This window comes from Bradyrhizobium genomosp. III, from assembly GCF_000261705.1.
Lineage (GTDB): Bacteria > Pseudomonadota > Alphaproteobacteria > Rhizobiales > Xanthobacteraceae > Bradyrhizobium > Bradyrhizobium ottawaense.
Map to the genome: position 1 here is coordinate 37,445 of NZ_AJQF01000030.1, position 23,574 is coordinate 61,018.

Here is a 23,574-nt window from a genome sequence, read left to right on the forward strand (position 1 = left end):
GATGTCCTATCCGAATTCAGGGCCGGCGACGGCGAATGGCATTTCCTCGCCCGTGACGGTGGCGGGACCGAACCGCATGCGCTGGAACGGGCGCTCGATGGTCCAGCTGGAGGCGGTCAATCCTTCGAGGAACGCGTCTTGCGACGCGACGACGTCGAGCAGGAGCGGGCTGGTCTCGGAGCGCACGATCGCGTCAACCAAAGCCAGAGCTGCCGCGGCATTGTTGCCCAACAACGGGCCGATATGGCGGGCGGTCCGGCCGTCGCGAACCAGCGCGATGGCGCCGTTGGCGCCGACGATGCGCGAGCCGGAACGTTGTGCGAAGGCGGAGAGGAGCGCAGTCCGGTCGAAACCGGTGGCCCGCAGGTCCCGCACGCAAAGCGCTTCGATGGTCGCGGATGACGATGGCGGCGCTTCGGCCCGCGCAGGCTTCAACAGCTTCAGGCGACGCAATTGCAGGGTCGGCGTGAACCCCAGCGGTCCGTAGACGGCAGCGCCGTCGGGCGTGGCGTCGAGCCAGCTGGTCAGACCGTTCTGACGCGCCGTCTCCAGGCAGGCGTCGACGAGACGGGTGGCAAGGCCGCGGCGGCGATGCGTGCCTGATACCAGCACCATGCTGATCCAGGCGTTGTTGCCGGAATAGGGCAGCAGTGCTGCGGTTGCGACCAGCCGCATGCCGTCGCGAATGCCGAACACGACGCCGTCGCGCAGGAAGATGCGCCAGTCCTCGTCGGTCTGGTTCCAGTGCGCTTCCGTCGACAGCGCCAACCCCGCGATCGCGTCGTCGACACCGAGCTGGACGATGTGCGGGACGTCAGTAACGGCCATCGCGCACCTCGTATTTGGTGGGCTTGCCGAGGCTCGGCATGGCGCGCGAGACCCAATCGGCGGTCCAGGCGATCAACTGTTCGGTGTCGACGACCGGAAGGCCGAACAGCTCGACCGCCTTCGACGTGTCGGTCAGCCATGCCGTCGGCTCTTCCTTGCCTGTCAGCACCGGCGCGCGGCCGAATCTTGCGCCGAATCTCTGGGCAAGATCGCGCACCGCCAAAATCTCGTGGCCGCTGACATTGATCGGCGATGTGGGCGCGGTGCAGTGCGCAAGGCAGCGCAGCGCCTGCGCGGAGGCATCGCCCTGCCAGATGAAGTTGACATGACCGAGGCTGACGTCGATCGGCGTGCCGCCAAGCACTTTCGTCGCGATGTCGTGCAACACGCCATAGCGCATGTCGATCGCGTAGTTGAGACGGAATAGCCGGCCCGGCGTTGCGAATTTGTGCGAGAAATACTCGAACATGCGCTCACGGCCGACGCAGGACTGGGCGTATTCGCCGGGCGGGTTCGGCGCCATGTCCTCGGTCGAGCCTTTGCCGTCCACAGCGACGAAGGGATAGATGCAGCCGGTCGAGAACGCCACGATGCGCGAGGACGGGAAGGCCTGGGCGACCAGGGCGGGCACGTGTGCGTTCATCGCCCAGGTCAGCGACAGATCGCCCTCGGCGCCGAATTTGCGGCCGGCCATGAAGATGATGTTCGGCGCCTTCGGCAGCGCCGCAATTGCCTTCTCGTCCATCAGATCGCAATTGATGGTTTCGACGCCGCGCGCGTGCAGCCAGTCCTTCACGCCGGCGTCGCTGAAGCGGGCCACGCCGATGATCCGGCGATCGGGCGCGGCCGCTTTGGCCAGCCCGGCCAGCGTCGGGCCCATCTTGCCGCCGACGCCGAGGATCATGATGTCGCCTTCGACCTTGGCGAGGTCGTCGATCAGCGCTTGCGTCGGACGGCACAGCAGCTCGTCGAGGGCTGCGATATCGGGGATGGTCTTCGGCAGCGTCTGGCGGGTGAGCAGCATGGATTTGTCCCTTGGTTCTGCCGTTGTCAGGTTTGTCTTGCGTCACCGACCACGAACATGCGTTCGAGGACCAGGACGAGGCCGTAGAGAGCGACCCCGAGCAGCGTCAGCAGCACGACGGCCATCACCATCGCGGGCGTGTCGAGCGATGACTGCACCTGGATCATGAGGTAGCCGAGCCCGCGCTCGGAGGCGATGAACTCGCCGACGATGGCGCCGGCGACCGCCAGGATGGCGCCGACCTTCATGCCGGAGAACACGTAAGGCAGCGATCCCGGCAGCTGGATCTTGCGGAACAGCGTCCAGCGCGAGCCGCGGAGGGATTTGACGAGATCGAGCAAATCCGGCTCGACCTCGCGCAGGCCTCGCGCGGTGGTGAGCAGGATCGGAAAGAAGCAGATGCTGAAGGCGATCAGGATGTTCGGAATGATGCCGTAGGAGAACCAGACGATGAAGAGCGGGCCGAGCGCGACCTTCGGGATCATGTTCAGCGTCACGAACAGCGGCAGCAGCACCAGGCTGAGCAGCGGCGCCCAGCTGAAGATCACGGCCAGCGCGACGCCGACGAAGGCACCGAGTGCGAAGCCGCCGAGGATCTCGATCGCCGTCACCAGCGTGTTGGCGCCCCAGGCGTAGCTCGCGGTCCCCAGCGTCTGCACCGTCGCCAGCGGCGAGGGCAGGATGAATTTCGGCACGTGGAAGGCATCGACTGCGACCTGCCAGAGCACGAGCACGGCGAGGTGCACGATCAGGATGATCGCAAAGCTGCGCGAGGCGCGTGCGCTGTCTCCTGCCACCGATTGCTCCCTGTTGGCGCGGCGACGCCGCAGGTCGCAAGCCTAGCCGCCTTCCGAGGAAGTTTCAACCAGCTGGTTGATTATGGCCGGAGCGACTGCAGCACCAGATCGGCGACATGGCGGCGGCGGGCGCGCCGTGCGGTGCGGCTCGACAGGTCCTTGCCGAAGATCGCCGACAGCGTCGGCGTGTTGGAGAAGAAGAAATAGCTGAGGCCCGCAATGGAGATATAGAGCTGGACGGGATCGATGCCCTTGCGGAACACGCCCGCGCGCACCCCCTCGTTGAGAATGTGGGAGACGCTCTTCACCAGCGGGGAGTGCATCGCTTCCAGCCGTGTCGAGCCGCGGACATGGCGGGCGCCGCCGCGGTTCTCGTCGTTCAAAAGCACGATGAAATCAGGGTGTGCCGCCAGATGGTCGAACGAAGCCTCGATCAGCTTGCGGATCGCCTTCTCCGGCGGCAGGCCTTCGAGATTGAGCTTCCGCTCCTGCTCGCGGATATCCTCATAGACCCATTCGAGCACGGCGAGGTACAGCGCGTCCTTGTCGCCGAAATAATGGTAGACGAGCTGCTTGTTGACGCCGGCGCGCATCGCGATCTCGTCGACGCGGGCGCCCGCAAAGCCGTGCCGGGCGAATTCCAGCCGCGCCGCGGTCAGCAGCTTGTTGCGGGTGGCGACGGGGTCGCGGCGCTGCGGCACGGTGTCGCCAGATCGTTTTGCGGGCATTTCCAACCAAACAGTTGACAAGTGGAGGACAGGCTTGTTGCATTGGTATCCTCACAAGGGGAGAGCGACAAGCCGGGTCGCGGCAACGAGGAGAGATGCGATGAAGCGTTTGCAGGCGGTGGGCTCGGCCCTGGTCTTGACCCTGATGCTCGGTGCAGCTGCGGCGCCCGCGCATGCGGGCGAAGCGGTCAATCTGATCCTGAACTGGACGCCGACGGCCGATCACGCGCCGTATTATTATGCCAAGGCGCAAGGCTGGTACGAGAAGGCAGGCATCGACCTCACGATCGAGACCGGCAAGGGCTCGGGCGTCTCCGCCGCCAAGGTCGGCTCCGGCGGCTCGCCCTTCGGCGTCGCCGATCTCGCCACCATGCTGGTGGCCAAGAGCAAGGGCGCCGATACCGTCGCGGTGATGAGCGTCTATGCCAATACCGGGCAGACCTTCTACTGGCTGAAGAGCTACGGCGTGAACGGCGTGAAGGATTTTGCCGGCCACAAGGTCGGCAATCCGCCCGGTGATGCCTCGCGCGTGATGTGGCCAGCCTTCGCCAAGGCTGCGGGCATCGCGCCGGATTCCGTCGGCTTCGTCAATGTCGGGCCAACCGCGAAGATCGCGGCGCTGAAGAGCCACACCGTCGACATCATCAGCGACTTCTACAACGAGCACGATCTGAAGGTGATCGAGTTCGGTCCCGACCTCGGCTACGTCAACTGGAAGGACATCGGGCTCAACCCTTACGGCAATTCGCTGATCGTCAACGGCGCGTACTTGCAGAAGAATCCCAAGGTCGTCGAAGAGTTCGTGCGCGTCACGCAGAAGGCCTTTGCGGCCTGCGTTGCCGACGTCGCGCCGTGCCTGAAGGCACTGCTCGACCAGGTCTCAGGTCTCGACCAGGCGAACCAGGAGCGCCAGTGGGAGCGCATCAAGTTCCTGATGACGGACGAGTTCACGACGACGAAATCGCTCGGTTGGATCGACGGTGAGCGGATGAAGAAGGACTATGAACTGGTCCAGACCTATCTCGGCATGGAGAAGCCGTTCGACGTGACGACGGCGTTCACGACGAAGATGCTGGATCCGGGCATCAAGATGGATGCGAGCAAGGTGAAGAAGTAGGGGAGGCACCTCCGTCATTGCAAACGCTGTGCGCCGCATTCCTCATCTCGTGCCCCGGACGCAGCGCAGCGCCTCTTCGGCGGTGCGCTGCAGAGCCGGGGCCCATTTCGCCGGAGCAACCCGTGTGGCTTGGGTCCCGGCTCGGCGCAGCAACGCTTGCGCGTCGCAGCGCGTCCGGGACACGAGAGCGCAATACCGGCTGCCCCTACGTAACCCCGCGGAGAAATTAACCGGCCGTTAACCATATCCGCCGCATCGTTAACCATTCAATAACTGGGAACGAGTCGGCCGATATGGAGGCTGCAGTCAAACCTCAACGCCAAATGGTGCGCCTGCGCGGGCGCTCCTATGTGGCCTTCGTGTTCACGCCGACGGTTCCGGTGCAGGACTGGCTGCACGAGATCGATGCCACCATTGCGCGTTCGCCGGGCTTCTTTGCCGGCCGGCCCGTGGTGATCGACCTGTCCTCGGTCGACCTCAGCCAGTCCGGGATCGGCCATCTGCTCACCAGCCTTCAGGACCGCAACATCCGCGTGCTCGGCATCGAGGGCGTGGAGGAGGCGAGGCTGACCCCGATGATGCCGCCGCTGCTCTCGGGCGGGCGCAGCTGCGTGATCGAGCCGAACGCGCCGAAGAAGGCCGAGACGAAGGCCGACGCCAAGCCGACGTCACTGCTGCTGGAGACCCCCGTGCGCTCGGGCCAGACCGTGATCTTTCCCGAAGGCGACGTCACCATCCTCGGCTCAGTCGGGTCGGGTGCCGAAGTCGTCGCCGGCGGTTCCATCCACGTCTATGGCGCGCTGCGCGGCCGCGCCATGGCGGGCGTGAACGGTCGCACGAGCGCGCGCATCTATTGCCAGAAGATCGAAGCCGAACTGCTTGCAATCGATGGGTTTTATCAGACCGCCGACGATATCGACGAGGCCCTGCGCGGCAAGCCGGCCCAGGCCTGGCTGCAGGGCAACACCATGCGAATTACCGCGCTGAACTGACCAGAAGGAGATTTCAGAAATGGCAAAGGTACTGGTCGTGACATCAGGCAAGGGGGGCGTCGGCAAGACCACGACGACCGCCGCCCTTGGGGCTGCGCTGGCGCAACGCGGCGACAAGGTCGTCGTCGTCGATTTCGACGTCGGCCTGCGTAACCTCGACCTCGTGATGGGCGCCGAACGCCGCGTTGTATTCGACCTCATCAACGTGGTGCAGGGCGTCGCCAAACTGCCGCAGGCACTGATCAAGGACAAGCGGCTGGAGAACCTCTGGCTGCTGCCGGCCTCGCAGACCCGCGACAAGGACGCACTGACGGAAGAGGGCGTCGGCAAGGTCATCGACGATCTGCGCGCCCGCTTCGACTGGGTCATCTGCGACAGCCCGGCCGGTATCGAGCGCGGCGCCTCCATGGCCATGCGCTTTGCCGACGAGGCCGTGATCGTGACCAACCCGGAAGTCTCCTCGGTGCGCGATTCCGATCGCATCATCGGCATGCTCGATTCCAAGACCGTGCGGGCCGAGAAGGGCGAGCGCGTCGAGAAGCACATCCTCATCACCCGCTATGACCCCTCGCGCGCCGCGCGCGGCGAGATGCTGACCATCGAGGACATCCTCGAGATCCTCGCAACGCCCCTGCTCGGCATCATCCCCGAGAGCCAGGACGTGTTGAAGGCCTCCAACGTCGGCACGCCGGTGACGCTGTCGAATGCGGATGGAGCGCCGGCGCGGGCCTATATGGACGCGGCCAAGCGCCTCTGCGGCGAGAACGTGACGATGCATGTTCCCGCCGAGCGCAGAGGTCTGATGGATCGTCTGCTGCGACGGAGGGCTGCATGAGCATGGGTCTGCTTCGACTTCTCCGCGGCAAGAAGGCCTCGGCACCCGTCGCACGCGAACGGCTGCAGATCCTGCTTGCCCATGAGCGCGGAATGCGTGGCCAGCCCGATCTGCTCGGCGTGCTGCGCGAGGAAATTCTCGCCGTCGTGTCCAAGCACGTCATGCTGGACCCGACCAAGGTCATCGTCCGGCTCGAGCGCGGCGACGAGGTATCGACCCTGGAGGTCGATATCGAGGTACCCAACGACTTCGAGCGCAAGAAAGCGGCGGTCGCGTAGGGACGCGGCCGGCGACTCCCAGCTTTGGGGTGGGTGAGAGGGCGGTCCGCTGGGCATAGCGGGCCGCCTTTGTCTTTATGGGCGGTCCAGTTCCAGCGCGTGCCGATGTGATCGGCACGCCGGAACGGTGATCACGGCGAGATCGTTATGTGAGACGCGGAGCGCCGAGCCGGGCGCCGCGGTATCCTCATGACGGGAGAGCGCCCATGATGTCCGAGGTCCAGGTCCACACCGTCGCGCGGCAGATGCTCGAGCGGCATGGATTTGCTGCGATCGCGAAGGCCGCCGAGCAGGCCCAGGCCTGCGACGGCCGCGGCGAGGCCGACGAGGCCAAGGAATGGCGTCACATCGCCGACGCCATGAAGATCATCCGCGGGCCGCACCAGAGCTGATCGCCGGACCGGAAACGCTTCAGCGTTCCTCGCGATCCGGCCCCCGTGCCGGGGATCGTTGCTGCGTCTGCGGCTGGCCGCGCTCGCCCGCCTCCTTGCAGGGGAGCTGCTCCCACGATCCGTCCGGCGCCTGCTGATAGGCGCTGCATGAGGACGATGAGGTGGTCGATTTGTCCTCGCCCTTTTGGGCGTCGGAGTTCTTTGCCTGTGCCGGGGCGGCCAGCGCTGCGCTCATCGCGAGCACGCCGGCGACCATGAGATGCGTCATCCGCATGGGGCTTCTCCTGTGCGAAGGAGCCCGCATGCTGGCGAGGAATGTGACGATTATTGGCCGAAACGCAGGTTCCGTCGCGGTGTGCTTAACGCCGCGACAGCCGGCTTGCTAGCCGCCCTTGGCCCGGATCAGGCCGGCGAGGTTGGTCTTCTGGGCCTCGCACCAGTTGGGCATGCCGAGGCGGCGCTGGTTGAGATCGGTCGCCTGGGTCGCCACCGCGACCTCGGCCATCAGATCGTCGTCCTGCTTCTCGCCCATCTTGCCGCCGGTATGCATCCAGGCAATTGCCTTGCGCACCTTCTCGGTGGTGCCGTCGGGCAGCTTCATCTGCGCCGCCTTCTGTACGAGATCCTGGTAGACGACGTCCGTGCCCGGGCATTCGACCTTGGTGGCAAAGGCCTGCAGGACCAGGGTCACATAGGTCGAGCGTAGATGGTCCTCGGCCTTGGCCGGAGCGGCGATCAGCAACAGGCCAGCCATCAGGAAACCGTAGCGCATCCTTGGTATCTCCTCCATTTTTTTGGGAGGCTAGCGTCCGGCGGGCTGCTCCGCAATGGTGCCGGAGCGAATTTGTCGCGCCCCGGCGCGGTGCGCTATCGTGGCCCGCATCCCGGCCTCGGAGAGCGACATGAGCCTGTTCAGCACGCCATTCGATCCTGCCCGCGACACAGCGCTCGTCACCGGCGCGGGCAACGGCATCGGGCGCGCCATCGCGCAGGCCTTGGTTGGCGAGGGCGTCCGGACCGTGTTTGCCGACATCAGCGCGGAGCGGGTGAGCGCCGCGATCGGCGCGAGCAAGAGGCCAGAACTGGCGGTGCCCTGGGTCGGCGATCTCGCCGAATTGGATGCGTGCGACGCGCTGCTTGCTACCGCAGACGCTGCGTTGGGCGGGATCACGCATTTCGTCCACAGCGCATCGCCGCCGCGGCGAGAGGCCGATCATGCGCTCGCGGTCGATCGCAGGATCTGGCAGCAGATGCATGCCGTCAATCTCGATGCCGGCTTTCACTTGGCGCGCGAACTCGCAAAGCGGCTGATCGCGGCGAAGCGGCCGGGCTCGTTCCTGTTTCTCACCTCGCTGCATGCGGGCACGCCGCGCAACCTGCCGCATTATTCGACGGCGAAGGCGGCGATGGCGATGCTGGTGAAGGAGTTGGCCAAGACGTTCGGCCGCCACGACATCCGCGTCAATGCGCTGGTGCCCGGCGCGATCGCCGCCGGCGGGTTCGTCGCGGATCCCGCGCTGGCGCGGCACATTCCGCTCGGGCGTCTCGGCGAGGCCAATGACCTTGCGCCGATGGCGCTCACCGTCTTGTCGAACAAGCTCTCCGCTTACGTCACCGGCGCAGCCTTCGTCGTCGACGGCGGATTGTCGCTGACGAACTGGTTCGAGCCGCCGGCGCTTGACGAGTAGTCAGCGGCGCCAGGCCGGCACGGGATCGAGCGGCGTGCGGTAAAGCTCGTTGTCGTCGCGATCGGTGACGCGCACCGCGCAACCCTTTTGCTGCAGCTCCGGCTTCACCTGCGACAGCTCGGTGGCGAGCTGGTCGGCGCGATCGGAGGCAACCTCGATGTCTTCGAGGATGATTCCGCCCTGGTTCCTGAACTCTCCACCAACCACAAGATCGAAAGAGTAGTACGGCATCCGAATTCCCCGGTGTGACGAGATGAGCTTCAGTGGAAGTCTCAACACATGTTGGATGGTACCACTGAGTCGACATCTACCGATGAACGGACCGCGCAATCTCTGTGCTTATGGCGCAGAAATGATGTGCAGCGTCTGACGGCCTTAACATTTAATTAAATATGTTGGCGTGATCATAAGGCATGGAATTGCAGCAGAACCGGGCTCCGGGAACCGGCAGCTGCAAGAGAAGGCCGCCGGCATAGATCCCGACGGCCTTTTCTCTTGAGCGAGAAAAATCGCTTTCCGTAATTGTCCGGACTCAACGCATCACATCGACTCGGACAGCCTACGCGATGTTGTCGCAGCGCGCCGTGCTGCTTGCGCGGTCTCGGTCTAGCGCAACGGCATCGGCGGGCGCACGACCGGTCCATCGTCATCGGCGACGGCTTGAGTCGTGGTAACAGGTGCGGCTGGCGGCGGCGGCATCGCGGCAGCCTGCGAAGGCGGCGGCGAAGCTGCGAGCGGCGCGGGCGAATAGGCCGGCATGTAGGTGTGCGACACGACCGGTTTCGGTTTGCGAACCGGCGGCGGTGACGGAGCTCGCGGTGGGACCGCAGCAGCACGTGTGCGCGGATCAACAGGCTTGACCTCAGCTACCGGCTTCGGCGCAGGCGGTTTTGCCATCTCGCGCGCCATCTGCTCCTGTCCGGCCTTCAACTCGGCGATGTTGGCCTTGAGCGTTTCGATCTGCTGCGCCATCGCGGTGAGGTCGCGCGTCATCGCTTGCACCGACTGCGCTGCATCGGGCTGCGTCGCTGCGGGCGTAGCGGCCGCGACCTGGACTGCGGGCGGTGTCGCCGATTGATCGGCCGTTTGATCGGTTGCCGCTTGCGGTGCGGGCGGGGCGGCCTGCTCCACGGGCGGTGCGGCCTGCGCGGCAGCGACCGGCGCGGTCTGCGATGTCGATGGCAGCAGCGACGTCAATGCCGGTGTCCATTCGGCGAACATCTGTTTGGCGGTGTCGCCGTGTTTCTCCCAGGCGATGGTGGCGGCCGCACTACCGCCTGCAAACAGAAACGTGACGAAAGCGCCGCGCAGCCACTTGCCCGCGGCGGATCGCTTCCGCGGACCGAGACCATCGCTCGCCGCGACACGGACGGCCGTGTCGACAGAGGGCGGGGGCGCCGCCTGCGGCTCCGAGACGGGACTGAACTTGGGCTCAATAGAGATCTTGCGCTCGAGCAAGGCTTTGGGCTCCGGCGCGAATTTCGGCTCCGGACGCGTCGCAATGTCAGGCGCCAGCGCGGGCGCAACGCTGACGGGGCGCGAGGCCAGCACAATGTCGGGCGAAATCTGAATCGCGTCGTGCGGATCGTTGTCCTTGACCGTGTCCTTCACGATCTCATCGACGATTTGCTTGGGGTTCAGCGTCGCGAGCATCGCAGCTCCTTTGAAGCCCGGTGTTTGAAGGCCGGGCGCTTGAAATACTGGTCGTCCGCATTGGCGCGAGCCGATCTGTTGGGGTGAGTCCATCCCAACCGGATGAGCCTCGCACGATGACGCACGAGTCCAGCCGGGTTTGACCAAAGCAAGGCGAGGGGATGGAGATGATGCGACGGTCTTCCGCCGTTTGTGGTGATGGAACCCTTTTTGTTGAACACGCGCACGTGTTCCGCGCTGCCTTGTTTTCAGCACGATTTTGGCAGCATCTGGGGATGCTGGGGGCGCTGCTATCCGCTATCGGGGGCCGGCGGTGCCAAGATCTTTAATCGCCTTGTTCGTCGTTGCCTTGTTGCCGCTGGGCGGCTGCATGCAGGCAACGCTTTCGCCGTCGACCGACGCGAGCATGACGCCGCGCGACCGGCAGTTGCTTGCGCACACGCCTTACGCGCAAGCGAATGTGCCCGAACAATATCTCCGTCACGTCGTCGACTATCAGCGCAAGGAGCAACCGGGTACCATCCTGGTCGATACCGACGCACGCTATCTCTATTACGTGCTGCCAGAGGGCAAGGCGATCCGCTACGGCGTTGCGGTCGGCGAGGAAGCCATGGCGTTCTCCGGCGTCGCGCGGGTCGGTCGCCTGGCGGAATGGCCGGACTGGGTTCCGACGGCAGATATCCAGGCGCGGCTCGGGCCGTACCCGGCGCGCGTTCCCGGCGGTCCCGCCAATCCCTTGGGCGCGCGGGGCATCTATCTCTATTCCGGCAACAAGGACACGCTCTACCGGATTCATGGCACCAACCAGCCCGAATATATCGGGCAGGCGATCTCGTCCGGCTGCATCCGGATGCGCAACGAGGACGTGATCGATCTCTACGACCGGGTGAAGCTCAATTCGATGGTCGTGGTGCTGCCGCCCGGACAGAACGCGCAGGCCGAGACCGGCGCGCGCTGGCGCGGGTGAGCGCACAGCGTCCCAATCCCGACGAGTTGATCATCGTGCGCATGCGGGCACGCTGATGGCGGCTTTGCTTATTCGCCGGGCCGGGCGACGCGCCATTGCAGGGTCGTCGCATTGCCGTTGACGTCGCCCGGCGTCTTGTCGGCGGCCGAGGTGTAGAGCGGGCGATAGCGGTACGCCCACATCCTGCTGCCGTCGTTGCGGCTGATCACGGTGAAGTCGCCAATGGCCTTGGCGTCGGCCGTTGCGGGCAACGGCATCCAGCTCTCGGTGCATTTGCCGTTGCAGTTCGACGTCTTTCCGGTGGTGTCGCGCTCGTAATAGTAGAGCGTCATGCCCTTGAGATCGACGAGCTTGGGACCCTGCTTGGTCAGGACCACCTTCGCCGGTGCGGTCGTCGCTTCGGGCTTGGGCGGAGGAGCGGCATCGCCGCCGCCATGGCCGTTTGCGAGCGCATGACCGGTCGAGAGCGCGACGGCCGCTGCCGCAATGAGGAACTTGAACATCCTGATCTCCCGACCGGCAAAGTTAATCGCGCGTTAAGCGCAGAATGTTGCCGACCGTAACAGCCGAAGGTTAGTTCCTGGTTTCGCAGGCCTGCGACAAGTACGTACAGAAATACCGGATCATGCCTGCAGATCGCGGAGCGGGGCGCGGCTCAGATCGTTGCCGGCGGCAATCGCCTTGCGCAGCAGCCGCATCAGATCCTCGCCCTCCTTTGCGCTGAGGCCACGCAGCAGGATGCGCTGGGCCGATTCCACGGCCGGGGTGATCTTGCGCAGCGTGCGCCGGCCCTCGTCGGTGATCTCGAGTTCGCGGGCGCGGCGATCGCGGCTGGAAGCGCGGCGCTCGGCCAGTCCCTTCTGCACGAGGCGGTCGATCACGCCGGTGATGGTGGTGCGGTCATAGGCGATCAGCCCTGCAAGCGTCACCTGGTCGAGCCCCGGATTGGCCTTGATGGTCGCAAGCGCGGCGTATTGCACCGGCGTGAGATCGAAGCCGGCATCCTCGACCTCGGCCAGGAACACCGCGACGGCGATCTGCTGGAACCGGCGCGCCAGATGCCCGGGCATGTCGTTGTTGTCTTTCACCGAATTCTCCTCGGAGGCAGGACGGCGTACGATCGTTGACAAGCATACTGATAGTCAGCATACTGAGCAATATCAAAACAGAAGGTTGACGGGAGAGCCTCATGCAATTCCATCTGAATGGATTTCAGCCGGGCGACCCTGACATCGCCGCCCCCGCCGAGCGCGTTCAAGCCCCGGGCGCGGCGGGCGCCGTGCCTGGCGAGGTCGATGTCCTCATCGTCGGCTGTGGACCTGCCGGCCTCACGCTCGCCGCCCAGCTTGCGCAATTCCCTGAGATCAAGACCTGCATCGTCGAGCAGAAGCCGGATCGCTTGCTGGTCGGGCAGGCCGACGGCATCGCCTGCCGCACCATGGAAATGTTTCACGCCTACGGTTTCAGCGAGCGCGTGCTGAAGGAGGCCTATTGGGTCAACGAGACGACATTCTGGAAGCCGGACGAGGGCCAGCCCGAGACCATCGTCCGCAGCGGCCGGGTGCAGGACGTCGAGGACGGCCTGTCCGAATTCCCGCATGTCATCCTCAACCAGGCGCGCATCCATGACGGCTTTCTCGACGTGATGCGGAAATCGTCGGCCAAGCTCGCCCCTCACTACAGCCGCCGCCTGCTCGACCTCGAGGTCGATCCGGCTGCAGGTCCAGCCGACCATGCCGTGACCGTGCGCCTCGAACGCGTCGATGCCGCAAGCGAGGGCAAGGTCGAGCAGATCAAGGCGCGCTATGTCGTTGGCTGCGATGGCGCGCGCAGCACCGTGCGCAAGTCGATCGGGCGCGAGCTGCACGGCGATTCCGCCAACCACGCCTGGGGCGTGATGGACGTCTTGGCGGTGACCGATTTCCCGGATATCCGCTTCAAGTCGCTGATCCAATCGGCGAAGGACGGCAGCCTGCTGATCATTCCGCGCGAAGGCGGCTACATGGTCCGCATCTATGTCGAGCTCGCCAAGCTCGATGCCGGCGAGCGCGTCGCCAGCCGCAACGTCACCGCCGATGACGTGATCGCGAAAGCGCAGCGGATCCTGAAGCCCCATACGCTCGACGTGAAGGAGATCGCCTGGTGGTCGGTCTACGAGATCGGCCAACGTCTCACCGACAAGTTCGACGACGTGCCGGAAGCCGAGATCGCAACGCGCCTGCCGCACGTCTTCATCGCCGGCGATGCCTGCCATACGCATAGCCCGAAGGCGGGGCAGGGCATGAACGTCTCGATGCAGGACGCCTTCAATCTGGGCTGGAAGCTTGCCGCCGTCCTCCGGAAGCAGTGCGCCCCGAGCCTGATGCATTCCTATTCGGCGGAACGTCAGGCGGTTGCGAAAGAGCTGATCGATTTCGATCGCGAGTGGGCGGGAATTTTGGCTTCGTCAGCAAAAGCGGGTGGCGGCGACGCAGCCAGGACACAGGACTATTTTGTCAGGCATGGCCGCTACACCGCGGGCACGGCGACACATTACACGCCATCGATTCTCACCGGTGCAGCCTCGCATCAGCACCTCGCAGAGGGATTCATCATCGGCAAGCGCTTCCACTCGGCGCCCGTGATCCGACTTGCGGACGCAAAGCCGATGCATTTGGGTCATGCCGCGCAGGCCGACGGTCGTTTTCGGATCTACGCGTTCTCGCCCGCTGAGAATCCCGCTGCCTCGGACTCGGCCATTCGTCGCTTGTGCAATTTTTTCGCCGAGTCCCGGGAATCGCCGATCCGGCGATATACGTCCAGAAATCTCGACATCGACAGCGTGATCGATCTGCGCGCAGTGTTTCAGCAGGATCATCGAGAGCTCGCGATCGAGGCAATGCCGCCCATGTTGCTCCCAAGCAAGGGCCGTTATGGCTTGTATGATTACGAGAAAATGTTCTGTCCGGACCTCAAGAGCGGCCACGACGTCTTTGCGATGCGCGGCATCGATCGGAAGGCGGGCTGCGCGGTTGTGGTGCGGCCCGACCAGTATGTCGCAAGCGTACTGCCGCTCGATGACTATGCCGGGCTCGCGTCCTACTTCGACGGGTTCATGTTGCGGATCAAGTGACGGTCGAGCTGCGTCTGCGCAGGTCGATGAACGGCGGATGAATATTGAACCGCGCGCGGCGTGCGTTTCAGTCTTTCGACGGATGAGACCCTCGTGCGCGGAACGCCTGTTCCGCTGGCGCGTTCCGCCTCTCAAAGGAGGAATGCGCCATGAAGTTCAGAACCGCTTTAGTTGCAGCATTTTTGCTGGTCCCGACAGCCGCATTGGCCGCGCCGGGCATCGTTACCGTCTCGACCGGCCTGCGCGCCGGACCGGGCTCGGGCTTTCCCCTGGTCGATCGCGTCCCCGGGGGCGCCCGCGTCAACATCCATGGCTGCCTGCGCGGCAATGCCTGGTGCGACGTCAGCTTCTCTGATGATCGCGGCTGGGTGTCGTCGCAATATCTCGAATATCTCTATCGCAATCACTACGTCTATCTCCCCGACTATGTCGACGAGATCGATGTGCCCGTCGTTCCCTTCGTGCTGACCTCGTATTGGTCGAGTTACTATGGGGGACGTCCCTGGTATCGACGCCATGCCTATTGGAATAATTACTGGACCTCGCATCAGAGCGTCGCGACGCGGATGACAATCGATCCGCGTGCTGCCCGCATCGGCCGCGCGGCAACGCGCGACGCCGCGATCGCACTCGAACGCAGCGGTGTGCGCGGCAAGGGGGCCGCCGCGATCTCAACGCGTGACGCCGCGACCACACAGCGCGACGCTGCGATCGCCAAGCGCGGCGCTGCGGTTACGCCCGACCGCGTTGGACGAAGTGAGCGCATCGCGCATGAGCGGACCAATGTGCAGACCCGCAATCCGCGTGATGCACAAGCCCGCATGATGCGCGAGCAGGCCGCCACCCGCGCTACGGTGCGTTCGCAGCCGATGGCCCGCGCGCACGAAGCGCCGCGTGTGGCCGGGCCTTCAGCGCGTCCCGCGACGCCACATGTTGCCCAGCCAAGCGTGAGCCATGGTTCGCCGATGAATGCCCGTGCGCAGATGCCGGCGCCGCGCGCGGCCGCGCCCGCAATGCCGCACGGCGGCGGGGGCGGTGCTCCGCACATCAATGCCGCCCCGCGTGGCGGCGGCGCCCCGGCGGGCGGCCCCGCTGGCGGACATCAGAAGCACTAGCTTTGCAAAGAAAAGCCCGGCCCTGATGCCGGGCTTTTTCTTCGCTGTGTCGAGGCCTTTACAATTTAAGACAGATCTTCGCGGGCAGATTTCATCGATCGTAACATGTCTACCCAAAGCTGTAAGCATCCACTCGGGGCAGCGGGGCACGGGAGGATGACATGAGACAGAGTCAGGCGGAGACGCGCCGCCAGAATGTCGCGAAGCGTTCGATGACGAAGGAGGCCAAGCAGCTGACCGGCTTGATTGCCGGACTGCGCGAATCCCTCGAAGGAATCCACAAGGAACGGACGAGCGCCAAGCTCACCGGCGCCGAGATGGGCATGCTCGACGAGCGCCGCAACAACCTGCTGCTCACCATCGCAGCCCTCGACGACCGCCTCTCTGCGGTGCAAGGGCTGATTGATCTCGGCCGACCCCACATCATCCGCGTGCACTAGCGGGGGCTCGGCCATGGGACGATCGGTTCCGTTGCTGCCGTGACGGGCCGCCCCCGGCGGCCGATCCGGCACGACATGGCCCAGCACGACTTGTAGACGGCTCCGTCGTCGCAGGGGGACACCTGCGACGGGTTGGAATCGCATTCTTGCGGGGCACGGCTCGACGCCGGTCGCCGGCCGATCATCTGCGCCATGCCTGCGGATGGCACCAAATTGCCACGCTCCCGGCGAATTGCCGCCAAAGCCCGCTGCCACGAGGAGGCGGGTGCAGGGCGACGCAAGGGGATGCGAATTGGCCTACAAGATGATCGCAGAACGCGACAACGAGAAGTACAGTTTCGCCCGAGAGAGCCGGCTGCTCATCGTGGCGAAGGCGAAGGTGTGGGCGAGCGAGGGGTGGCGGGTCGTCATCACCGACCAGGACGGCAAGGCCTACGCACCGCCGGAGTTCGATCAGCTGTCGGCGGCGTGACCGAAGGGCGGGCGAGGGGACGGCATTTGAGATCGCTGTTTCGATCGGGGCGCGACCGGATCGTGCCCGTGCTGACCGTTGCAGCCGCCGCTGTTCTGACGGTGACGGCCGCCGCCGCGCAAAATCTTGACGCCGGCAAGCCGCCCGCAAAGCTCTTCGCTGAGGGCTGTGCGACCTGCCATCGCAGTCCGCGCGGCCTTGCCAAGGGTCGCTTCAGCCTGACGCTGTCCTGGTTTCTCAGGGATCATTACGCGACCAGCTCGGACTCGGCCAAGGCGCTCGCGGCGTATCTTGAGTCAGTCGATACTCCGCCGCCGCGCGCTGCTACCAAGCCCGCCAAGAAGCCCGCGCGATCCGCATCGCGTCCGCCCAAGCCGGTGCAGAGCCAGTAGGACGTGCGGGGGCCGCTATCTGCGCTGATAGGTCTGCGCGAGCAGCCGTGCGTGCACGGCGCGTAGCTCGGCGCTCATCCGCGTCTGTCCCGTCGTGACATAGGAGAGCCATGCGCCGTCGGCGGCGAGACGTACGATTTGCAGATCGGGCGCGTCGTCGGTCGTGCGATGACGCTTCAGGCGCGCCTTGATCCAGTCGTTCCAGAGCCGGCGCAGCGGCGGATCGGTGACGACGACCATGCTCAACGCCGCCCATGGGGTCGCGAAGCCGAAGGCCTGGCCGGTGAACACGGCATTCACATAGGCCCGCGTGAAGCGGCCGCGCGGTTTCGGATCGGCTTCAATCGCGGCGTCGATCTCGGCATCGACGTGCGCGAGCAGGTCGGCAAACAGGCCCTCGATCAGCGCCTGCTTGCTGCCAAAGTGGTGAAACAGTCCGCCCTTGGTGACGCCGGCCGCGACTGCCACCGCCTGCACGGTAACTCCGGCGACGCCATGGTCCATGGCGATTGCCGCGGCACAGTCGAGCAGGGCGCGCCGGACCTGCTCCGGCTGCTTGGCGCGGGTGTAGCGGCTTTCCGCCATCAATGCACACTGGCCTGCGAGAACAGGTTGATGACCACGACCCCGGATACGATCAACGCGATGCCGACGAAGGCCGCGGCGTCCAGCATCTGGCGGAACAGCACGAAGGAGACGGTCGCCGTCAGGATGATGCCGACCCCGCCCCAGATCGCATAGGCGATGCTCAAGGGAATGACGCGGATCGCCACCGACAGCGCATAGAACGAGGCGACATAGAACAGCACCATCGCCAGCGTCGGCCACGGTCGGGTGAACTGGGCGGATTGCTGCAGGAAGGCGGACGCCGTGACCTCGAGAACGATGGCGAGGGCGAGCGCTGCGTAGGCATTGAAGGCGGAGGTCATGATCAACTCCGGCGCGGGGCGGACGGAAAGATACCGCGCGGTAGGTATGTTTAGCACGCCGGGCCAGGCTTTGGCCAGAACGAGGTATCACGGGTGAGTGACGAGGCTGCGACACCAGGGAACGCAGCATGAAGCCGCCGCCTGGTGAATAGCGCGGCGGCTCCAAAATTTCGTGGCGTTTCGACTGGTGTCAGCTGATCCGCACGGAGAGTTCGACGTCTTCGGCGAAGGGCGTGGACATGTAGCCGCTGCCGGGCGCGCGCACGCGCGCCAGATAGTCCGGGCTGTCGTCGGCATTGTCGGCGACGATGATCGCACCCGGTCCGAGATGGCCTTCCAGCAGATCAAGGATCTCCGGATAGAGCGCCTTGGCGCCGTCGAGCAGCACGAGGTCGATCGTAGCAGGCAGATCGGTACTGAGCGTCTTCAGCGCGTCGCCTTCACGGATTTCGACGAGGTCGATCAGGCCGCCGGCGATGAGGTTTTCCCGCGCCCGCGCCGCCTTGGACGGCTCGAACTCGCTGGTGACGAGACGGCCGCCGCCATTGTCGCGCAGGCCTGCGGCAAGGTGCAGCGTCGAGATGCCGAACGACGTGCCGAACTCGACGATCACCCTGGCGCGGGAACTGCGTGCCAGCATGTAGAGCAGGTGGCCTGTCTCGCGGGAGACCGCGAGCGGTGCGTCCTTCAGGCGTCCGTAGAGGTCGCGATAGTCGGTCTTGCTGCGCATCAAGCGCGCCCGCTCTGCGTCGGACAAATCCGCGACGGCGGCGCGCGTTGCGCCGTTTGCTGCCTCGGCCTCGTCGAACAGGCGGTCCAGCAGCGGCGCAAGCGTTGTGATGGTCGGGGTGGTCATTGGAGGTCTCCAGGGTTGGCGAAGAAACGCGTGCTTGCGTGCCGAGTGAAATACGACTAATTCGTCGCATTTCCTATTCGCATTGCCCGAGTGAGCCATGGCCGAGCGTCGAAGCCGTTCAATTTCTTCACGAAAACAGCCGCAACAGGCCCGCTCCAGCGAGCTTGTCGCGGCCATTCTCGATGCCGCTGTTCAGGTCCTGACGAAGGAGGGCGCGCAGCGTTTCACCACGGCGCGAGTGGCGGAGCGGGCCGGGGTGAGCGTCGGTTCGCTCTATCAATATTTTCCGAACAAGGCCGCGATCCTGTTCCGTCTCCAGAGCGATGAGTGGCGGCGCACGAGCGACCTCTTGCGCGGCATCCTGGCGGACCGGACGAAGCCACCGCCGGTGCGGCTGCGCGCGCTGGTCCACGCCTTCATTCTGTCCGAGTGCGAGGAGGCCGCGATCCGCGGCGCGCTCAGCGACGCTGCACCGCTCTATCGCGACGCGCCCGAGGCGCAGGACGCGCGGGCCGCCGGTGAGGGGATCATCGCGGCGTTCATGCGGGAAGCGCTGCCCAAAGCCTCCGAGGCGACCCGCGCGCTTGCCGGCGAGCTCATCAAGACGACGCTGAGCGAGGTCGGCAAGCGGTTTTCGGAGACGCCGCGCAGCGAGGCCGAGATCGCGCGCCATGCCGACGGGTTGGCCGACATGTTCTGCGCTTACCTCGGCGAACTGGCGCGACGCTGAAGCTGCTCTTGCCACACACGTCGTTTGTCCCTACGGACCTCTTTCATGCTCGTCATCTCCATTCAAAGCCAGGTGGTCCACGGCCATGTCGGCAACAGCGCCGCCGCCTATGCCATTCAGGCGGAGGGCGTGAACGTTGCGGCGGTGCCGACGACGGTGTTGTCCAACCATCCGCGCTATCCGAGCCTGCACGGGCGGGTGCTGGAGACCGAGCTCGTTGCCGATCTTCTGGCCGGCGTCGAGGAGCGCGGGCTTGTTGACGAAGCGGCCGTGCTGGTGACGGGCTATCTCGGCTCGCCGGGCAACGCCGCCGTAATCGCCGATTTCGTCGAGCGGGCGCTCGCGCGGAATTCGAAGCTCGTCTATCTCTGCGATCCCGTGATCGGCGACGATGGCCGCGTTTATGTCGCCGACGGCATCCTGGACGTGGTCCGGCACCGGCTGCTGCCGGCAGCAAACCTCACCACGCCGAACCAGTTCGAGCTCGAGCTGCTCACAGGCCTCAGAACCGCGGATGCGGAGGGACTGCGCGTCGCGTGCGCGGCGCTGGCGGGGACCGGCCGTATCGAAATCGTCGCCACCGGCTGCACGCTCGCCGATACGCCCGAAGGACAGCTGGAGACTATCCTGTGCGCCGACGGGCTATTGTCGCGCTTCGCGACGCTGCGCCTGCCGATCCGCCCCTACGGCACCGGTGATCTCCTCACGGGCCTGATCGCCGCGCATCTGGCCAAGGGCGAGGCGACGGAGGCCGCAGTGCGGCTGGCGGTCGAAACCATCTTTGCGGTGCTGCTGCGCACGCAGGACGCCGGCACGGCCGAGATGCGGCTCGTGCCGCTGCCGACGCCGGGGCGCGCGCCGTAATGGTCTCAGGTCGCGCGCTTGCCGGTCGATTGCGCCGATTTCTGCGGCTTGGCCGGGCTCTTCTGCTCACGCGCGGCCTGTGCCTTTGGCGGCTTTGCTTGGGCCACAGCGCGCGTCTTCTTTGATTTGGCGCTGGCGACTTCCTTGCGCTCGCTCGTGCCACGCTTTGAGATGTATTCAGCGCCGTCGACCGGGCCGACATGCGGCGGATCGCGGCCGAGATAGGGCCGGCCGATGCCGTAGGCCTTGCCGTTGGCGTCGACCCACTTCCACAGAATTTCCGTCGAGACCCAGCGCTGCGCGCGGTTATTGCCCTGGGTGCTGACAATATCCGCCGCCATGCCATGGCCGTAGCCGCCGCGCGTGCTGCCGCCGTGATAGGAGCGGTCGGAGGCGGCCTTCAGACCGCTCGCGATCGACTGGCGATAATCGTCACGGAACGCGCTGGTGATGCCGGGCGAGAGTCCAGCGGCTTCCGCGGCGAGCAGCGTGCGGAACAGCTTCCGCTTGAAGCTCTTGTCCATGCCGCCGATGACGTAGTCCATCATCGACATGCCGGCGTGCTCGGCGGCCTTCGGATCCTTCCAGGTGAAATCCTGGTCGACCAGCTTGGTGAAGCTGCGCATAACCGTGACCGTCTTGCCCTTGCGCTTGATGGTGACGGCGCGGCGCTCCTGGACCTTGATCGAGTCCTCTTTTGCGGTGCGCTGATAGAGCGCCCAGAGGTAGCGGTCGATGCAGGCATCCATGACGAAGCACTCGTCGAGCACGGCGACGGTGTCGGCCGGCGGCGATGCCTTGCTCGCAGGCGTGACGGGGCCGCTCGCGATCGCCGCGGGGGACAGCGCGTCGGTCGTCACGATCTCGGTGGGATCGGCAGATGCGAGCTTGACGGGCGCCGGCGCTGCAACTGGAGCAGTCACGCTGATGACGGGCTCTGGTTCAGGCGATATCTGCGGCGCGGGCGGCGTCTCCGTCGGAAGGATCAGCGCGGGATCTGCTGAGGCGAGCTTGATGGCGGGAGGCTCGGGCACCGCTTCAGTGATCGTCGGGGTTGGTGCCGCAGCGACCGCAGCCGCGATGTCGGCGGTCAAGGCGATGCCGTCCTCGATCGTCGCAGCGTGCGGCACGTCCGCGAGGTCGAGCCGGCTGAGATCTTTCGCGCGCGACACGGCAGCGGCATTGGCGCCGCTGTTCTCGATGAGGGCAGGGGCATAGGCGGAGAGGGAAAGTGCCAGCCAGCCGGCGAGAACGGCCGAGGGGCACGCGACCGCCACCAGAAGAGACCGCCGATCGTTCATGATCCCTGCCTCCAAACGGTTCTGTTCGGACACGCTTTGTCGGAACAGTCATGATGCAAAAACAGTCTTGCACGGAAAGGCACGCAGCGCGTCGATTGTTCGGGGGACCGTGTGGCGACGCAATGGCCTAATTCGGCGAAATCGGGCTTTTCGCGGAGGTGTTGCCAAGCTGCAACGCGAGTTCCCACTGCGGTTTTCAACGGAATCGCCAGCAAATGCGGCGTTCATTGTCGTAACTTGAAGCGATCGAATTCATTCAATCTTGGATTGTAATCGTGCATTTCTCGCCTGCCGGCCGTTCCGGCAGAGTTGGGAAGGACACGATTGTGAAGTTGAAATGCAAATGGGCTGAATTCGTCGCCGATGAATCCGGCGCCACCGCGATCGAATACGGCCTGATCGCAGCCGGCATCGCGCTCGCAATCATCGAGATCATCTATGCGCTCGGCACCAATCTCGTCGCAAAGCTGCAGGCGCTGGCGACGGCGTTGAAATAGGGGCGCCTCGCGCAACTGCATCAATGCTGGAGTGTGGGGTGGGCAACACTCTTGCCGATGCGTTGCGGCAACTTTGTTGCGGCTGGCGCGTTTGGTCGGCCATGACGCATTCCTCGCTTCGTCCCATGGACGCCTTCGATCCCACCGAGCCCGCCATCCTGCACGATCGCCTCACGGACACGATCACACCTGGACCGCTGACCAGGCCGACGATTATCGCCAGGCCAGCCGCCCGGGCGAGGACGGAACCGTGGCCTGGAAGGCCTATCTCTTCGATGGCTGGGGCAATGTGCTCGGTGGCTGAGCACCGTCCATAAAACCGTCATGTCGCGGCCGGCGGTGATTCGGCCAACGTCTTGTACGCATTAAACATATCGCCATGCACAGCACGCGCTGTTGCAATGCAACAAAGCATGTCGCAACGCAGCAAAACGCGCCTAAATATGCTCCGACTCTTCCACTCAGGAGCATTACCAATGAACAAGAAGACTCTGTCGATCGCCGCCGCCATCCTGACGATCGCGGGCAGCACCGCGGCTTTCGCCGCCGAACTGCCGACTTACGAGACCAATGGATTTCCGGTCTCGCCCTTGCAGGTTCGCGTCCTCGGCGCCGGGCATGTCGAGCAGCAGACCGCTGCGTCGACCACGCTGGCCTCGGTCCACCAGGCGAAGGTGCTCAGCCCTCGCAAGGTGAAGACCGCGACCGTTGGCGTGGCCCACTAAGCTGACATCGTGAACAGCAGATGGGTTCCGCGGAGAGGCGGGACCCATCTGCATCACGTGATCGAAATCGACGCTGCTCGCGCATCGTGCAAATGTCTCGGCACGATGAATTGACACCGATGCGCTGATTGAGAATCCGGCCGCGAACAAGTTCGCGTGAAGGTGCCGGTGATGTATGCCCGTTCATAACGGGCTTGATCCTTTTAACAGTTGCTTTGCACGTCGCGTTGCTTGATGCGGCCGCCGCATTGTTGCGGCCAATTTTGAAGTCATAATGGAGGCCATTATGCCCGTTGCGCAGAAAGTCGTTGCCGCCACCACGTCGCCGCGTGCGTTCATTCTCAAGCAGACAGCCTTGTTCGCCGCCGCCGCTTTGTTCGTGTTCGTGCTGAGCCTGACCTATGGCCTCGATCTCAGCCCCGGATTTTTCTGAGCGACTTCCAGCGGCGCGCTAAGCTCTCCGCGCGCGCAGGCTTGACGGTGAGCGGCCGTAGAGTTCGGCGAAGGCGGCGTTGAATCTGCGCAGGCTGCCGAAGCCGGCCTGGAATGCGATATCGGTCATGGTGTGGTTGCTGGCATCGAGCAGGCGCTTGGCGCGCTGGACCCGCAGCGTCCTGGCGAGCTGCTGAGGCGTCGCGCCGACGTGGCGCTCGAACAGGCGCGCCAGATGACGCGAGGAGATGCCGAGCCGCATCGCCAGATCGACCACGGAGCCTTCGTCGAGCGCGCCGCCATCGATGAGTTTCATGGCCCGCGCCACCGTGGAGCGCGTGCCGTTCCAGGCCGGGCAGAACGGCGCAGTCTCCGGTCGGCACCGCAGGCAGGGCCGGAAGCCGGCGGCT

General features: G+C 65.0%; 32 protein-coding genes. 17 read left to right on the top strand and 15 right to left on the bottom strand.

Annotation, left to right across the window (positions count from 1 at the left end; translation table 11 throughout):
* Window positions 1–6: 6 nt before the first annotated feature.
* From IC66_RS0102795 to IC66_RS0102810, 4 genes are all read right to left on the bottom strand, one after another.
* Window positions 7–828 (bottom strand): GNAT family N-acetyltransferase, encoded by an 822-nt coding sequence (locus IC66_RS0102795; protein WP_038946596.1) that lies wholly within the window; start codon window positions 826–828, stop codon window positions 7–9.
* Window positions 815–1,852: an NAD-dependent epimerase/dehydratase family protein gene (locus IC66_RS0102800; RefSeq protein ID WP_038946597.1), complete on the bottom strand. Its 1,038-nt coding sequence runs from the start codon at window positions 1,850–1,852 to the stop codon at window positions 815–817. Before IC66_RS0102800 ends, IC66_RS0102795 begins: the two co-directional genes overlap by 14 nt.
* Before the next feature lie 26 nt (window positions 1,853–1,878).
* The gene (locus IC66_RS0102805) at window positions 1,879–2,649 is read right to left on the bottom strand and encodes an ABC transporter permease (RefSeq protein WP_038946599.1); all 771 of its coding nucleotides are present in this window, start codon (window positions 2,647–2,649) and stop codon (window positions 1,879–1,881) included.
* An 80-nt stretch (window positions 2,650–2,729) separates the two neighbouring features.
* The gene (locus IC66_RS0102810) at window positions 2,730–3,377 is read right to left on the bottom strand and encodes a TetR/AcrR family transcriptional regulator (RefSeq protein ID WP_028144910.1); all 648 of its coding nucleotides are present in this window, start codon (window positions 3,375–3,377) and stop codon (window positions 2,730–2,732) included.
* Window positions 3,378–3,477: 100 nt separating this feature from the next.
* On the opposite strand from IC66_RS0102810, the gene IC66_RS0102815 reads away from it, so the two are divergent.
* From IC66_RS0102815 to IC66_RS0102835, 5 genes are all read left to right on the top strand, one after another.
* Window positions 3,478–4,494, top strand: coding sequence for an ABC transporter substrate-binding protein (locus IC66_RS0102815; protein WP_038946600.1), 1,017 nt, complete (start codon window positions 3,478–3,480; stop codon window positions 4,492–4,494).
* Window positions 4,495–4,787: 293 nt separating this feature from the next.
* Window positions 4,788–5,486: a septum site-determining protein MinC gene (minC, locus tag IC66_RS0102820; RefSeq protein ID WP_028144908.1), complete on the top strand. Its 699-nt coding sequence runs from the start codon at window positions 4,788–4,790 to the stop codon at window positions 5,484–5,486.
* Window positions 5,487–5,505: 19 nt separating this feature from the next.
* Complete coding sequence (gene minD / locus IC66_RS0102825; RefSeq protein ID WP_028144907.1) at window positions 5,506–6,321, top strand: septum site-determining protein MinD; 816 nt, start codon at window positions 5,506–5,508, stop codon at window positions 6,319–6,321.
* Complete coding sequence (gene minE / locus IC66_RS0102830) at window positions 6,318–6,599, top strand: cell division topological specificity factor MinE (protein ID WP_028144906.1); 282 nt, start codon at window positions 6,318–6,320, stop codon at window positions 6,597–6,599. Before minD ends, minE begins: the two co-directional genes overlap by 4 nt.
* A 206-nt stretch (window positions 6,600–6,805) precedes the next feature.
* Window positions 6,806–6,991 (top strand): hypothetical protein, encoded by a 186-nt coding sequence (locus tag IC66_RS0102835; RefSeq protein WP_028144905.1) that lies wholly within the window; start codon window positions 6,806–6,808, stop codon window positions 6,989–6,991.
* Between the two features lie 19 nt (window positions 6,992–7,010).
* On the opposite strand, the gene IC66_RS0102840 is transcribed toward IC66_RS0102835, so the two are convergent.
* The gene (locus tag IC66_RS0102840; RefSeq protein WP_028144904.1) at window positions 7,011–7,265 is read right to left on the bottom strand and encodes a hypothetical protein; all 255 of its coding nucleotides are present in this window, start codon (window positions 7,263–7,265) and stop codon (window positions 7,011–7,013) included.
* Window positions 7,266–7,373: 108 nt separating this feature from the next.
* On the bottom strand, window positions 7,374–7,763 hold the full coding sequence (locus IC66_RS0102845; RefSeq protein ID WP_028144903.1) for a hypothetical protein: 390 nt from the start codon (window positions 7,761–7,763) through the stop codon (window positions 7,374–7,376).
* Between the two features lie 130 nt (window positions 7,764–7,893).
* Between IC66_RS0102845 and IC66_RS0102850 the strand changes: the two genes are divergently transcribed.
* Window positions 7,894–8,679 (top strand): SDR family NAD(P)-dependent oxidoreductase, encoded by a 786-nt coding sequence (locus tag IC66_RS0102850; protein WP_028144902.1) that lies wholly within the window; start codon window positions 7,894–7,896, stop codon window positions 8,677–8,679.
* On the opposite strand, the gene IC66_RS0102855 is transcribed toward IC66_RS0102850, so the two are convergent.
* Both IC66_RS0102855 and IC66_RS0102860 read right to left on the bottom strand, forming a co-directional pair.
* Complete coding sequence (locus IC66_RS0102855; protein ID WP_018322949.1) at window positions 8,680–8,910, bottom strand: DUF6894 family protein; 231 nt, start codon at window positions 8,908–8,910, stop codon at window positions 8,680–8,682. It lies immediately after the preceding gene.
* Window positions 8,911–9,285: 375 nt separating this feature from the next.
* Entirely contained in the window at window positions 9,286–10,332 is a 1,047-nt protein-coding gene (locus IC66_RS0102860) for a hypothetical protein (protein ID WP_038946602.1), read from the bottom strand.
* A 370-nt stretch (window positions 10,333–10,702) separates the two neighbouring features.
* Between IC66_RS0102860 and IC66_RS0102865 the strand changes: the two genes are divergently transcribed.
* Entirely contained in the window at window positions 10,703–11,299 is a 597-nt protein-coding gene (locus IC66_RS0102865; RefSeq protein WP_162832231.1) for a L,D-transpeptidase, read from the top strand.
* A 68-nt stretch (window positions 11,300–11,367) separates the two neighbouring features.
* On the opposite strand, the gene IC66_RS0102870 is transcribed toward IC66_RS0102865, so the two are convergent.
* The gene (locus IC66_RS0102870) at window positions 11,368–11,802 is read right to left on the bottom strand and encodes a COG4315 family predicted lipoprotein (RefSeq protein ID WP_038946603.1); all 435 of its coding nucleotides are present in this window, start codon (window positions 11,800–11,802) and stop codon (window positions 11,368–11,370) included.
* A gap of 120 nt (window positions 11,803–11,922) precedes the next feature.
* Window positions 11,923–12,387: a MarR family winged helix-turn-helix transcriptional regulator gene (locus tag IC66_RS0102875; RefSeq protein ID WP_028144898.1), complete on the bottom strand. Its 465-nt coding sequence runs from the start codon at window positions 12,385–12,387 to the stop codon at window positions 11,923–11,925.
* 101 nt (window positions 12,388–12,488) lie between these two features.
* On the opposite strand from IC66_RS0102875, the gene IC66_RS0102880 reads away from it, so the two are divergent.
* The 5 genes from IC66_RS0102880 (at window position 12,489) to IC66_RS0102900 (ending at window position 16,830) form a co-directional block, all read left to right on the top strand.
* The gene (locus tag IC66_RS0102880; protein ID WP_038946604.1) at window positions 12,489–14,411 is read left to right on the top strand and encodes an FAD-binding monooxygenase; all 1,923 of its coding nucleotides are present in this window, start codon (window positions 12,489–12,491) and stop codon (window positions 14,409–14,411) included.
* A 149-nt stretch (window positions 14,412–14,560) separates the two neighbouring features.
* Entirely contained in the window at window positions 14,561–15,526 is a 966-nt protein-coding gene (locus tag IC66_RS0102885; RefSeq protein ID WP_038946606.1) for an SH3 domain-containing protein, read from the top strand.
* Between the two features lie 161 nt (window positions 15,527–15,687).
* Window positions 15,688–15,966, top strand: a complete 279-nt coding sequence (locus tag IC66_RS0102890) for a hypothetical protein (protein WP_038946607.1) — start codon at window positions 15,688–15,690, stop codon at window positions 15,964–15,966.
* A gap of 265 nt (window positions 15,967–16,231) precedes the next feature.
* Entirely contained in the window at window positions 16,232–16,438 is a 207-nt protein-coding gene (locus tag IC66_RS0102895) for a hypothetical protein (RefSeq protein ID WP_028144895.1), read from the top strand.
* 71 nt (window positions 16,439–16,509) lie between these two features.
* Complete coding sequence (locus IC66_RS0102900) at window positions 16,510–16,830, top strand: hypothetical protein (RefSeq protein ID WP_049806444.1); 321 nt, start codon at window positions 16,510–16,512, stop codon at window positions 16,828–16,830.
* A gap of 15 nt (window positions 16,831–16,845) precedes the next feature.
* Here IC66_RS0102900 and IC66_RS0102905 read toward each other — a convergent pair whose 3' ends face one another.
* The 3 genes from IC66_RS0102905 to IC66_RS0102915 form a co-directional block, all read right to left on the bottom strand.
* Window positions 16,846–17,415 (bottom strand): TetR family transcriptional regulator, encoded by a 570-nt coding sequence (locus IC66_RS0102905; protein ID WP_028144893.1) that lies wholly within the window; start codon window positions 17,413–17,415, stop codon window positions 16,846–16,848.
* Entirely contained in the window at window positions 17,415–17,759 is a 345-nt protein-coding gene (locus IC66_RS0102910) for a DMT family transporter (protein WP_028144892.1), read from the bottom strand. The genes IC66_RS0102905 and IC66_RS0102910 overlap by 1 nt, the downstream gene beginning before the upstream one ends.
* Window positions 17,760–17,949: 190 nt before the next feature.
* Complete coding sequence (locus tag IC66_RS0102915) at window positions 17,950–18,615, bottom strand: O-methyltransferase (RefSeq protein WP_028144891.1); 666 nt, start codon at window positions 18,613–18,615, stop codon at window positions 17,950–17,952.
* Window positions 18,616–18,712: 97 nt separating this feature from the next.
* Here IC66_RS0102915 and IC66_RS0102920 point away from each other — a divergent pair, with 97 nt between their 5' ends.
* Together IC66_RS0102920 and pdxY are read left to right on the top strand one after the other, a co-directional pair.
* On the top strand, window positions 18,713–19,345 hold the full coding sequence (locus IC66_RS0102920; RefSeq protein ID WP_028144890.1) for a TetR family transcriptional regulator: 633 nt from the start codon (window positions 18,713–18,715) through the stop codon (window positions 19,343–19,345).
* A gap of 45 nt (window positions 19,346–19,390) precedes the next feature.
* Entirely contained in the window at window positions 19,391–20,209 is an 819-nt protein-coding gene (pdxY, locus tag IC66_RS0102925) for a pyridoxal kinase (protein WP_028144889.1), read from the top strand.
* A gap of 5 nt (window positions 20,210–20,214) precedes the next feature.
* Here pdxY and IC66_RS0102930 read toward each other — a convergent pair whose 3' ends face one another.
* Window positions 20,215–21,510 (bottom strand): hypothetical protein, encoded by a 1,296-nt coding sequence (locus tag IC66_RS0102930; protein ID WP_028144888.1) that lies wholly within the window; start codon window positions 21,508–21,510, stop codon window positions 20,215–20,217.
* A gap of 332 nt (window positions 21,511–21,842) precedes the next feature.
* Between IC66_RS0102930 and IC66_RS0102935 the strand changes: the two genes are divergently transcribed.
* From IC66_RS0102935 to IC66_RS47525, 3 genes are all read left to right on the top strand, one after another.
* A complete protein-coding gene (locus tag IC66_RS0102935; RefSeq protein ID WP_028144887.1) occupies window positions 21,843–22,007 on the top strand; it encodes a Flp family type IVb pilin in 165 nt (54 codons plus the stop codon).
* 476 nt (window positions 22,008–22,483) lie between these two features.
* Complete coding sequence (locus tag IC66_RS0102940; protein ID WP_028144885.1) at window positions 22,484–22,732, top strand: hypothetical protein; 249 nt, start codon at window positions 22,484–22,486, stop codon at window positions 22,730–22,732.
* Between the two features lie 286 nt (window positions 22,733–23,018).
* Complete coding sequence (locus IC66_RS47525) at window positions 23,019–23,165, top strand: hypothetical protein (protein ID WP_162832230.1); 147 nt, start codon at window positions 23,019–23,021, stop codon at window positions 23,163–23,165.
* An 18-nt stretch (window positions 23,166–23,183) separates the two neighbouring features.
* Here IC66_RS47525 and IC66_RS0102950 read toward each other — a convergent pair.
* Window positions 23,184–23,574, bottom strand: a 391-nt coding sequence (locus IC66_RS0102950) for a helix-turn-helix domain-containing protein (protein WP_038946611.1), incomplete at its 5' end; no start/stop codon positions are given.

Bases quoted from the DNA above. Each gene is read 5' to 3' on its own strand.
- IC66_RS0102795 (WP_038946596.1), bottom strand. From the start codon at position 828: ATGGCCGTTACTGACGTCCCGCACATCGTCCAGCTCGGTGTCGACGAC.
- IC66_RS0102800 (WP_038946597.1), bottom strand. From the start codon at position 1,852: ATGCTGCTCACCCGCCAGACGCTGCCGAAGACCATCCCCGATATCGCA.
- IC66_RS0102810 (WP_028144910.1), bottom strand. From the start codon at position 3,377: ATGCCCGCAAAACGATCTGGCGACACCGTGCCGCAGCGCCGCGACCCC.
- IC66_RS0102815 (WP_038946600.1), top strand. From the start codon at position 3,478: ATGAAGCGTTTGCAGGCGGTGGGCTCGGCCCTGGTCTTGACCCTGATG.
- minC (WP_028144908.1), top strand. From the start codon at position 4,788: ATGGAGGCTGCAGTCAAACCTCAACGCCAAATGGTGCGCCTGCGCGGG.
- minD (WP_028144907.1), top strand. From the start codon at position 5,506: ATGGCAAAGGTACTGGTCGTGACATCAGGCAAGGGGGGCGTCGGCAAG.
- minE (WP_028144906.1), top strand. From the start codon at position 6,318: ATGAGCATGGGTCTGCTTCGACTTCTCCGCGGCAAGAAGGCCTCGGCA.
- IC66_RS0102835 (WP_028144905.1), top strand. From the start codon at position 6,806: ATGATGTCCGAGGTCCAGGTCCACACCGTCGCGCGGCAGATGCTCGAG.
- IC66_RS0102840 (WP_028144904.1), bottom strand. From the start codon at position 7,265: ATGCGGATGACGCATCTCATGGTCGCCGGCGTGCTCGCGATGAGCGCA.
- IC66_RS0102845 (WP_028144903.1), bottom strand. From the start codon at position 7,763: ATGCGCTACGGTTTCCTGATGGCTGGCCTGTTGCTGATCGCCGCTCCG.
- IC66_RS0102850 (WP_028144902.1), top strand. From the start codon at position 7,894: ATGAGCCTGTTCAGCACGCCATTCGATCCTGCCCGCGACACAGCGCTC.
- IC66_RS0102855 (WP_018322949.1), bottom strand. From the start codon at position 8,910: ATGCCGTACTACTCTTTCGATCTTGTGGTTGGTGGAGAGTTCAGGAAC.
- IC66_RS0102860 (WP_038946602.1), bottom strand. From the start codon at position 10,332: ATGCTCGCGACGCTGAACCCCAAGCAAATCGTCGATGAGATCGTGAAG.
- IC66_RS0102865 (WP_162832231.1), top strand. From the start codon at position 10,703: ATGCAGGCAACGCTTTCGCCGTCGACCGACGCGAGCATGACGCCGCGC.
- IC66_RS0102870 (WP_038946603.1), bottom strand. From the start codon at position 11,802: ATGTTCAAGTTCCTCATTGCGGCAGCGGCCGTCGCGCTCTCGACCGGT.
- IC66_RS0102880 (WP_038946604.1), top strand. From the start codon at position 12,489: ATGCAATTCCATCTGAATGGATTTCAGCCGGGCGACCCTGACATCGCC.
- IC66_RS0102885 (WP_038946606.1), top strand. From the start codon at position 14,561: ATGAAGTTCAGAACCGCTTTAGTTGCAGCATTTTTGCTGGTCCCGACA.
- IC66_RS0102890 (WP_038946607.1), top strand. From the start codon at position 15,688: ATGAGACAGAGTCAGGCGGAGACGCGCCGCCAGAATGTCGCGAAGCGT.
- IC66_RS0102905 (WP_028144893.1), bottom strand. From the start codon at position 17,415: ATGGCGGAAAGCCGCTACACCCGCGCCAAGCAGCCGGAGCAGGTCCGG.
- IC66_RS0102910 (WP_028144892.1), bottom strand. From the start codon at position 17,759: ATGACCTCCGCCTTCAATGCCTACGCAGCGCTCGCCCTCGCCATCGTT.
- IC66_RS0102915 (WP_028144891.1), bottom strand. From the start codon at position 18,615: ATGACCACCCCGACCATCACAACGCTTGCGCCGCTGCTGGACCGCCTG.
- IC66_RS0102920 (WP_028144890.1), top strand. From the start codon at position 18,713: ATGGCCGAGCGTCGAAGCCGTTCAATTTCTTCACGAAAACAGCCGCAA.
- pdxY (WP_028144889.1), top strand. From the start codon at position 19,391: ATGCTCGTCATCTCCATTCAAAGCCAGGTGGTCCACGGCCATGTCGGC.
- IC66_RS0102930 (WP_028144888.1), bottom strand. From the start codon at position 21,510: ATGAACGATCGGCGGTCTCTTCTGGTGGCGGTCGCGTGCCCCTCGGCC.
- IC66_RS0102940 (WP_028144885.1), top strand. From the start codon at position 22,484: ATGAACAAGAAGACTCTGTCGATCGCCGCCGCCATCCTGACGATCGCG.
- IC66_RS47525 (WP_162832230.1), top strand. From the start codon at position 23,019: ATGCCCGTTGCGCAGAAAGTCGTTGCCGCCACCACGTCGCCGCGTGCG.